Origin of the sequence: Mesorhizobium sp. M2A.F.Ca.ET.067.02.1.1, from assembly GCF_004023285.1 — a bacterium.
GTDB lineage: Bacteria > Pseudomonadota > Alphaproteobacteria > Rhizobiales > Rhizobiaceae > Mesorhizobium.
In genome coordinates, this window is record NZ_RZSB01000169.1 from 1 (window position 1) to 9,339 (window position 9,339).

Consider the following 9,339-nt stretch of genomic DNA (forward strand, 5'->3'; position numbering starts at 1 on the left):
GCTCGAACGGATCGGGCAGCCCGGCCGGGCGCGGCCGCTGCGGCTCCTCCTCGGCCTTGGCCGAGAAGAAATCGTCGCCGCCGATGCTGGCAGGCGTCCGCGCCTGTGGCGACGGCCACGCCGGCGCGGCGTTGGCGATCGGCGCCTGGCCGATCGAGGTGTGGCCGGCGCCCGGCTGGATCTCGACATGGAGCACATAGTCGCCCATGCGCAGCCGCATGCCGCTTTGCAGGCGGGTCGACCTGCCGGTTCCGAGCGGGCTGTCGGAGTCGTCGATGAACAATCCACTGCTCGACGTGTCGGTGACAAAATAGCCGTCGCGGCCGCCGCTTATCTTGCAATGGGCGCGTGAGACGAACATGTCCGGGTCGTCGATCTGCCAGCCGGCATCGGCGCTGCGGCCGATCACCAACTCGCCCTCGTCCAGCCGGCTCTGCCTGACGAGCTGCGAGCGCGGACCTTGTTCCAGGGTCAGAAGCAGGCTCATGCGGCTGCCTCCGCCATGTCCGGCCGCCAGCCGACAATGGTGCGCAGCCTGAGATCGTCGGCGTCGCCCTTTTCGGCTGGACGTGAGAGCCAGGAGGTTCGACCGAGCTGAATGGTTCCCATCTTCGGCGCCGGCACGGCGTCGCGCGCGAGCACGATCCTGAGGTCGACATCAAGGGCTTCGCCGATCATGTCGCGCACCGCCTTCTTGAACAGGACAAGCCTCCGTTCTCCAGGCAGGAACGACTTGAAATCGTCGAGACTGAGCGGGCCGACGCGCAATTCGATGCGGCTCTGCCGGCTGAAGACGCGCGGGCCGATCGTGGCCCCGCGCCCCAGCGCCGCATAGGCCTTGCCGACTTGGCTCTGCAGCGCCTTCGGAATGGCGATCCAGGCGGCGACGAATTCCTTGATCTCAACCGGCACCTTGAAGGCGGTGGCGAGGAACAGCGTCAGCCGCTCCGCGCCGTCGACCTGGTTCGCCAGCGATCCGGCCTGGCGCAGCCGAACCGTGTCGAGCTCGGGGTCCTGCGTGCCGGGAAGGCCGATGCCGGCCATGGCTTCCAGCATGGCGCGGACACGACCGCCGACCGAACGTTCGATCTGCACCGCCGGATGCGCGTCCGCCCAGGCGCGATAGTAGAGCGCGATCATGCGGTGCTGCAGGATGTTGACGAAGTCGACGAAGGTCGTGTCGCTGGTCTGCTCGGCGTCGGCTCCGGTGAACCAGCGCTGCGACAGCCGGTCGAGCACCCAGCGGGTCAGATGCAGCGGCATCGGCCCTTCCGGCCCGAGCAGGCCGAGATTGGCGAGGGTCACCCGCGCCGTAGCCTTTTCGCCCGCATCCTGGAATTTGACCACGTCCCTGGCCGAGAAGCTCAGGCGCACATGCTGGCCGAGCCTTGCCGGCTCGCGCTCCGCGGTTCCGGAATGGCCGAATAGGCCGCGCCGCTGCTCCAGCCGGCGCAGCAGCTCGAAGAAGTCGTATCCCTCCGACAGCGGCTCCGCTTCGGTCGGGGCCGGTCGCGCTAGATCAGGTAGCGATTGCCGGGCGTCATCGGCCATGGCACATCCTCCTGCTTCTGCAGCAACCGCGTGCGGGTCCGCACGAAACCATTTATCCCCGCATGGCGGGCGAACAGCCGCGCCAGCAGGGCCGAAAGCAGCAATGTGCTCTGACCCGCCAGCACCGACTGGTCGACATGCAGCGTCACCTCGGTGCCGCGGCCGAAACACATCGGCCCGTCGATCTGCAGCCGCTCGATCACCGGGCGCGAGTCGATGCGGGTGATCGAATGCACGTTGCGGGCAAGGCTCGGATCGCCGCGATCGGCGTAGAGGTCGAGCAGCGCGTGCAACGGGTCGACGCCGCGGCCCTCCTTGGCGAGGCTGAGGAAATTGAGCGAGAGCTGCGCCACCAGCCGCCAGGCGAGATTGTCAGCGCGGGATTCGCCTTCGGCGCCGGCCGGCAACGCTGCCGGGATCGCCGGCTGCGGCGGCCGCAGCGCGCCGAGCAGCCGCACCGCTTCCACCGGATCGGCGGTCTCCAGCGTCAGCGTCGGCGTGTCGTCCAGGATCGGCAGGTCGCGATTGGTGCAGAGCGCCATCACGTCGAGCCGCTTGAGCGGCCGGTTCGCCGGGCTTCCCGCCGGGCGCGAGACCGCGATGAAGACATCGTCGCCGGTATAGGAGGTACGGGTCAGGCCTCCGCGCCGCTCGTCCTCGGTCGCCCGGCGCGGGCGGCGCTCGGTGGAATAGACCCAGCCGCTGCCGCGGTTCTGCCCAAGGCTGAACAGTTCTGGAATGACCGCTTCGCTACCTTCGGCGTCGGCGTCCTCAACCCGGGTGACGCGGAAGATCTCGAAGTCGCGCGCCCGGGTGCGGTCGGCATGCAGCACCTGGCGCGTCCGGCGCGGATCGATCTCGATGACGTTGCATTCGCGTTCGAAGAGATTGATGATCGGCGTCGCGAACAGCTCGAAATCGGCCGCCGTCACATCGGCGAGCTCCGGCACCGGACGCCGGAACAGGAAGATGATCTCCATTCCCCCGTCGCACTTGCGGATCACCGGCTGCAGGCCGGCGACCCGCACATAGTGGAAGCGCTCCGGGATCATGAAATATTCGCGCAGCAGCCGGTACCCCTCGAAAGTCGGGCGGGTGCGCGGCATCAGCGCTTCGTCGTCGTGGATGCCGATCATCTCGGGCTCGGGCAGGGCGGTGAGCGGATTGGTCTTGCCTTCCGCCCGCGCGCCGACGGCCGAGCAGGCGCCGAAGATCGCGTCGAAGATGAGCGGCGCCTTGGCGCGCCCGGCGAAATAGAGGTCGAGGCGGTCGAGCGACAACTCGCTGAGCTTGCCCTTTCCGGTCCGCGCCAGCGTGATGCGGAACGCCGCCTCGCCGCGCACGCCGCCGACCGGCGTGATACCTGCGGCGGCAAGCGCGCTGCGGTCCTGGAAATAGCCCACCGAATTGATCGCGACCGGCCACAGCGTGACCTCCTGCGCGGTGGTGAAGGTCGAGCGCGTCGAGAGCCCCGGATGCAGGCCAGAGACCAGCCGCGTGCCGCGCGCGACGGCATGGCCGGCGATCATCGACTGCACTTGCTGTCCAGGTTTCAGCACGGCCATCGCCGTCGCAGGCGCCGGCGTCACCAGGTCCGGGTAAAGCACGTCGAGCACGGCTCGCGAGAAGCGCGAGCGCTCCGCGTCGACCTTGAGCCGCGTGCGCGCCGCAAGGAAGGCAACGCCGTCGAGCAGCCTTTCGACATAGGGGTCGGGGCAGGGGACGGTATCGAGGGAAAGGTTGCGCGCGACCGCCGGATGCATGTCGGCGAATTCCGCGGCCAGCGCCCGGATATGGGTTAGTTCCTCTTCGTAATACTCTACGAAGACCCGATCCATCTCAGGTCTCCCGGAATTCGGTTCGCGCCAGGCCGTTGTCGAGATTGATCGTGGTGCGCAGCCGCATGCGTTCCGGCGTCGGCGTCATGATCAGCACGGCGTCGATCTCGATCTTGAGGCCGACGCTTTTGTCGCCGAGCGTGACATTGACGGTCGTCGCGCTTTCCTTGAGACGCGGCTCGAAGGTGGCGAGCACCGCGCGGATCTCGCGCGCCAGCGTGTCGCGGTCGAAATCCCGCGAGGAGCGGCCGGAGAAGGACGGCACGCCGTAATTGACGACGCTGCGGCGCACTTCCGGAAAATCGGCCAGCGACGGCAACTCGTCCAAGGGCTGTTCGTGCTCGGCGTCGGACAGCATCGGCACGGATTCGAAACGCTCGGTGTTGAACAGCGCCTCTATGTCGCGCCGGACGGCTTCGCGCAGCACGCGCGCCGATACCACCACGCCGCGGCTTTCGATTTCGGCGCGATGCTCGGTCTGGAAGATCAGCCTATGCAGTCGCCGTTTCTGCTCGGCCGTAAGCTCGGCATCGGCATCGATGGCCCGCGCGCTGCCGGCAAGAAGAGCCTCGACGCGCTCGGCGCCGAGTTCTTCATCCAGCAGGCGACGCAGCCCGTCGATCTCCGACGTCAGCCCGGGCAAATCGTTGACGAGGCGGTCCCAGAGGGAGGGCTGAACCGCCTCGCGCTTTGCCCGCGAGCTGCCGGCGAGCTGCGCCTTTGCGCCGGGCCGCTTGGCCTCACTTGCCGACATAGACGTCCATTTCGATCTCATCGTCCTTGTCGTAGACGAACTTGATCTTCTTGTAGGCGAAGCTGACCTCTTCCTCGATCAGGTCTGGCTCGTCCTGCGCCTGCCGCATATCGTATTCCATGATCGAGGCGTCGGTGAGAGTCACCACCAGATAGTCGCTCGTCTCGCCGTCGATGGTGCGGCGTGCCGAGAACACCACCTCGTCTAGCGCCTTGTTCTCGAACAGCGCCTTCTTCAGGTAGGGCGACGACTTGTCGTAGTGCTTGAAGAATTTGATCATTCCCATCGACACGCGGCCGCGCCGCGACAGCGAGTTCGGGTCGTAGGGCGCGATCATCTTGTAGTCGACGCCGTGGATCTCGATCTCGTCTTCATGGCCGTCACGTTTGCTCGGGCCCTTGATGTCCGGCACTTTCAGGAAGCCGTCGATTTTCGTCGAGGGCGCATCGGTTCTGTCTGGCATTGTCTTTCTCCACCGCTACGAAACAAGATGACTTTGCTTAACGAGTTCAGCCCTTCACCGACGGCAGTTCCGACACCAGCCGGAGCGAGGCGTTGATGCCTTCCAACTGATAGTGCGGACGCAGATAGAAACGGGCATTGTAGTAACCGGGCCGGCCTTCCACGCTGTCGACCTGCACCTCGGCCGCGGCAAGCGGGCGCTTGGCGCGCGCCTTGTCGTCGGCGAAGGCAGGGTTGGCCAGCACGTACCGGTTGATCCATTCGGTCAACCAGATCTCCATATCGGTGCGTTCCTTGAACGAGCCGATCTTGTCGCGCGCGATTGCCTTGAGGTAGTGCGCGAAGCGCGAGACCGGGAACAGGTAAGGCAAGTTGGCGGAAAGCCGCTCGTTCGACTGCGCGTCAGGATCGACCAGACGTCCGGCGCGCGTCTCGTCGTCCTGCAGCGAATGCGCGCCGATGAAGGCCGCAAGGTCGGTGTTCTTGCGGTGCAGGATCGGCATCAGGCCGAGTTTGGCCAATTCCGCTTCGCGCCGGTCGTCGATGGCGACCTCGGTCGGACATTTCATCGCGATCGAGCCGTCGTCGGTTGGGAAGGCGTGCACCGGCAGGTTGAGCACCGTGCCGCCATTCTCGACGCCGCGGATCTGCGTGCCCCAGCCATAGAGCTTGTGGCTGCGGTTGATGTTGACGCCCATCGGGAAGGCGGCATTCATCCAGACATATTTGTTGTGGTCGCCGCCCACCTCTTCCTCGAAGGTGAAGCCCTTCACCGGAACGGTCTCCGAGCCGTAGGGCAGGCGCGCCAGCACGCGCGGCATGGTGAGCCCGATATAGCGGGCGTCCTCGCTTTCGCGCAGCGACTGCCAGGAGGCATAGGCCGGGTTGTTGACGATCATCTGCAGGTCCTGCGGGTTCGGCAGTTCCTGCCAGCTGTCCATGCGGAACAGCCGCGGCGAGGCGGCAGCGATGAACGGCGTGTGCGCCGAGGCGCAGACGCCCGAGATGTTGCGCAGCAGGCCGACGTCGCGCGGGTGGTTGGAGAACTCGTAGGCGCCGATGATGCAGCCGATAGGCTCGCCGCCCAGCATCGAATACTCGTCCGTGTAGACCTTCTTGAAGATCGGGCTCTGGTCCCACATCTGGCCTTCATAGTCTTCCAGCGTGTCGGCCAGCTGCTCCTTGGAGATGTTCATCACCCGGATCTTCAGCTTGGTATCGGTCTCGGTGTTGTTGATCAGGTACCAGAGGCCGCGCCACGTGCCTTCCATCTCGCGCACTTCCGGCGCATGCAGGATCTCGTTGACCTGCGTCGTCAGCATCTTGTCGATGCCGGCGATCAGCGACTTGATCGACTTGATCGCGTTGGAAGAGATGGTCGTCGTCTCGGAGCGCGATTGCGCCGCCAGTGCCAGGTTGCGCACCAGCTGCTGCAGCTTCTCGCTGTCGTCCTTCTTGACCTTGAAATCCTTTTCAAGGAGCCCGCTGAATTCGCCGAGATCGATGGCTTCCGCCTCGGCGGTGGCTGCGGTTTTTTGCTGTTCGGCCATGACTTACTCCTCGCCCTTGCCGTCATCCATCGCCTGGCTGGCGATCTTGCTCAGCAGCGGCTCGTTGTTCAGAAGCTGCGCGATGCGCTTTTCGGCGTCGACGCGGCCGTCCATGAAGCCCAGCAGCTCCTCGAGCTGGCGGCGCATCTTCAGGATCTCGGCCAGCTGCGGGACCTGCTCGGCGATCTTGTCCGGCGCGAAGTCGCCCATCTTGGAGAAGGTGAGGTCGATGGCGAGCTCTTCGTCCCGCTCCTGGCCCTCGGCCTGCGGGAGCGTGTTCTTCACCCGCGCCTTCACGCGCGGCCCCATCGCTTCCATGAATTTCGGGAAGCGGTTGGCGTCGGTTTCGACGAAGTTGCGGTCGAGGACCGATTTCGACGCTTCCTTGGTCTGTGAAGCGCCGGCAAGATCGGCCATCACGGCCATGACGAACGGCAGTTCGATCGTCGTCGGGCTGCCGTAGGTTTCGACGTCATAGGCGATCTGCACGCGCGGCGCGCGGTTTCTTTCGATGACCTTCGCTTTGCTCTCTGCTGGCATGCTTGTTACCTTTCATCCTTCTGGGCCGGCTTCTTGGGATCCGGGACACCGGCAAGCAGCCGGAATTCCTTCAGCCCCGACGGGGCGAGATCTTCCATCAGTTCCACGAAATCCATGTGCACCATCCGGCGCACCCGCCGGGCGAGATGCGGGATGGGGCTGGACGGCTCGGTGCGGTCGTAGAAGGCGACGACGAGGTCCAGGCATTTGACGACTTCGTCGCGCGAGTTGATCCGGTCCGGCAGGCCGGCGCTCGCTTCGACTGGGCTTGCCACACTTGCCATCGGCTCGGCTCCATGACCGTTTCGGGCGGGCGTCGATGCCGGCTGCGCCGGCTGTGGGGAGGCTTTCGTGGCACCATTCGCCACTTGGGCGCCCGCGCTGGAATTCCGCTCCAGCGTCGTCAGCAAACGCTGCAGGAACTTCTTCAATTCCGGGACGGTGGCGCCACTGCCTTCGATGCGGGCATTGAGCGCGACATCCACCGCGTCGAGAGCGGCGATCGCGGCACGCGCGTCGGCCAGCAGCGACGTCATCGCGTCCGCCGCTTGATCGATCTGCGCCGCGCATCCGGTCCGCACACGATTCAACAGCTGGTTGTGAGCGCTCGTCAGCGCCGCCTTTTCGGCGGTCCCGAGGCCGGAGGCAGCCTCCTGGAGCATGACGCGTTCGTCGAGCGCTGCCTGTTCCAGGTCCCGGCCACTGATCGGCCCGATCGCGCGCGGCGAGAAGAATACCGCCTGCCTGAGGTTCGCCAGCAGGCCTTCCTGGCCGTTTTGCAGATCGAGCAGCGCATTTATGCGGCGCAAGGCGGCCTCGCGCGGCGCGCCCGTCCGCAGCGCAGGGTGCATCGTGTCCCAGTACTGTTCGAGGGTCTTGGCGATGAGCGTCAGGCCCTGGGCGAGGCCGGCCAGCCCTTCCTCGTTGGCCAAGGCCCGCGCAACGATGACCAGCAGCCGCAGATCCCGGCCGCGCGGACGCAATTCCTCGGCTTTTTCCAGCACGGCCGTCCAGTCCACCGGACTGGATTGCGAGGTGGGCTTGCTGTTGCCGTCGTGAACGACTTTGACCTGAGGCTCGGTCAGGCGCTCCAGCTCATGAAAAGCCGGGTCGTTGCGCAAGTCCTCTCCCGACGGTTTCGCACCGTTCAGAGGATTCAGCCAGAGTGCGAGATCAATCACACCAACCCCCAGCCAGCGGCCCTGAGACCCTATGTGACGTAACGTTATCACCGGCCTCACGCGACGACAATTGAGCACCTGCGCAAAAACTAACGGAAGCTAAACGCAGCCGCTTTCTCGGCGAAACCCATTGCGCGATTGTCGGACCCGGTATGTGAAATGGCTCGCATAGTCTGGACGGCAATCCATGTTTGTTGCCACGAGTTTGCAAGGCTTGTGTAACCGGGCGGTGCCGCCCGGATAGATTCAAGGACCCTATCCGCCGCACGGCTTTGTCAAGCAGCCGCTTATATGGCAGGGTATGGGTCGGCAGGTTGCGGGAGCAGGTTCGATGGAACAGCGCCGGTCATCGCAGAGCTTCAAGCGTAAGGAACTGGTCGCCAAGCTCAACGCCACGGGGGTGCGCGCCTTCAAGGCTGCGGCGGACACGGCCAAGCTGCGCGGCAATCCCTATGTCGAGCTCGCCCATTTCATCCAGCAGCTGGTGCTGTCGGAGCGCTCGGATGTGCAGATGATCATCGCCGACGCCGGACTGGATGTCAGCCGGCTGACGGCCGACATGACCCGCGCCATCGACAAGCTGCCCTATGGCGCCACTTCGGTGGAGGAATTCTCAGACCACATCTTCCACGCCATCCAGGAAGGCTGGAACCTGGCGACGCTCGAATTCGGGGTGGAGGAGGTGCGCAGCGCCCATATCCTGCTCGCCTGCCTGAAGACGCCGGCGCTGGAAGGCTTGGTGTCGAAGATCAGCGCCGAATTCGACAAGATCGATGCGGATGGCGTCATTTCCCGCTTCGCCGATGTCACGGAAGGCTCGCTCGAAGCCGGCTCACCTCGCGCCGCGGCCGCCGCGGAGACACCGGTCAAGCGCGGCCCGGGCGGGGATTCCGCCCTGGCCAAATACGCCACCGACCTCACCCAGCGCGCCCGTGACGGCAAGATCGATCCGGTCGTCGGCCGCGATCCGGAAATCAGGCAGATCGTCGATATCCTGATGCGACGCCGGCAAAACAACCCGATCCTGACCGGCGAGGCCGGCGTCGGCAAGACGGCGGTGGTCGAGGGATTTGCGCTGCGCATCGCCCAGGGCGACGTGCCGCCGACGCTTCAGAATGTCTCCGTACGCATGCTCGATGTCGGGCTAATGCAAGCCGGCGCCAGCGTCAAGGGCGAGTTCGAAAAGCGGCTGAAGGCCGTCATCGACGAGGTCCAGGCCTCCGAAGTGCCGATCATCCTGTTCATCGACGAGGCGCATACGCTGATCGGCGCTGGCGGAGCGGCGGGAACCGGCGATGCAGCCAATCTGTTGAAGCCGGCGCTGGCGCGCGGCGAATTGCGCACCATCGCGGCCACGACCTGGGCCGAGTACAAGCAGCACATCGAGAAGGACCCGGCGCCCACCCGCCGCTTCCAGGTGGTCAAGATCGACGAGCCGTCGGAAGCCGTGGCCGTGCTGATGC

General features: G+C 65.4%; 9 protein-coding genes. 1 reads left to right on the forward strand and 8 read right to left on the reverse strand.

Features of this window, described 5'->3' with window-relative positions; genetic code table 11:
- The 8 genes from EOA28_RS14210 to tssA all read right to left on the reverse strand — a co-directional run.
- The coding region (locus EOA28_RS14210; RefSeq protein WP_128314976.1) for an FHA domain-containing protein at nucleotides 1-487 on the reverse strand (487 nt) is incomplete at its 3' end.
- Nucleotides 484-1,551 carry a type VI secretion system baseplate subunit TssG gene (gene tssG, locus EOA28_RS14215; protein ID WP_127250912.1) on the reverse strand — a complete coding sequence of 356 codons (1,068 nt, stop codon included), beginning with the start codon at nucleotides 1,549-1,551 and terminating at the stop codon, nucleotides 484-486. The genes tssG and EOA28_RS14210, both read right to left, overlap by 4 nt.
- Nucleotides 1,515-3,389: a type VI secretion system baseplate subunit TssF gene (tssF, locus tag EOA28_RS14220; RefSeq protein WP_128314977.1), complete on the reverse strand. Its 1,875-nt coding sequence runs from the start codon at nucleotides 3,387-3,389 to the stop codon at nucleotides 1,515-1,517. Before tssF ends, tssG begins: the two co-directional genes overlap by 37 nt.
- Before the next feature lies 1 nt (nucleotide 3,390).
- On the reverse strand, nucleotides 3,391-4,143 hold the full coding sequence (tssE, locus tag EOA28_RS14225; RefSeq protein WP_042638539.1) for a type VI secretion system baseplate subunit TssE: 753 nt from the start codon (nucleotides 4,141-4,143) through the stop codon (nucleotides 3,391-3,393).
- The gene (locus tag EOA28_RS14230) at nucleotides 4,130-4,606 is read right to left on the reverse strand and encodes an Hcp family type VI secretion system effector (RefSeq protein ID WP_126062707.1); all 477 of its coding nucleotides are present in this window, start codon (nucleotides 4,604-4,606) and stop codon (nucleotides 4,130-4,132) included. Before EOA28_RS14230 ends, tssE begins: the two co-directional genes overlap by 14 nt.
- A gap of 46 nt (nucleotides 4,607-4,652) precedes the next feature.
- Complete coding sequence (gene tssC, locus EOA28_RS14235; RefSeq protein ID WP_127250914.1) at nucleotides 4,653-6,155, reverse strand: type VI secretion system contractile sheath large subunit; 1,503 nt, start codon at nucleotides 6,153-6,155, stop codon at nucleotides 4,653-4,655.
- A gap of 3 nt (nucleotides 6,156-6,158) precedes the next feature.
- Nucleotides 6,159-6,695 carry a type VI secretion system contractile sheath small subunit gene (tssB, locus tag EOA28_RS14240; protein ID WP_040985731.1) on the reverse strand — a complete coding sequence of 179 codons (537 nt, stop codon included), beginning with the start codon at nucleotides 6,693-6,695 and terminating at the stop codon, nucleotides 6,159-6,161.
- Nucleotides 6,696-6,700: 5 nt separating this feature from the next.
- Nucleotides 6,701-7,876 (reverse strand): type VI secretion system protein TssA, encoded by a 1,176-nt coding sequence (tssA, locus tag EOA28_RS14245; RefSeq protein WP_127250915.1) that lies wholly within the window; start codon nucleotides 7,874-7,876, stop codon nucleotides 6,701-6,703.
- Between the two features lie 331 nt (nucleotides 7,877-8,207).
- On the opposite strand from tssA, the gene EOA28_RS14250 reads away from it, so the two are divergent.
- Nucleotides 8,208-9,339, forward strand: a 1,132-nt coding sequence (locus EOA28_RS14250; RefSeq protein ID WP_128314978.1) for an AAA family ATPase, incomplete at its 3' end; no start/stop codon positions are given.

Excerpts from the sequence above, each read along its gene's own strand:
- tssG (WP_127250912.1), bottom strand. The coding sequence starts at position 1,551 with ATGGCCGATGACGCCCGGCAATCGCTACCTGATCTAGCGCGACCGGCC.
- tssF (WP_128314977.1), bottom strand. The coding sequence starts at position 3,389 with ATGGATCGGGTCTTCGTAGAGTATTACGAAGAGGAACTAACCCATATC.
- tssE (WP_042638539.1), bottom strand. The coding sequence starts at position 4,143 with ATGTCGGCAAGTGAGGCCAAGCGGCCCGGCGCAAAGGCGCAGCTCGCC.
- EOA28_RS14230 (WP_126062707.1), bottom strand. The coding sequence starts at position 4,606 with ATGCCAGACAGAACCGATGCGCCCTCGACGAAAATCGACGGCTTCCTG.
- tssC (WP_127250914.1), bottom strand. The coding sequence starts at position 6,155 with ATGGCCGAACAGCAAAAAACCGCAGCCACCGCCGAGGCGGAAGCCATC.
- tssB (WP_040985731.1), bottom strand. The coding sequence starts at position 6,695 with ATGCCAGCAGAGAGCAAAGCGAAGGTCATCGAAAGAAACCGCGCGCCG.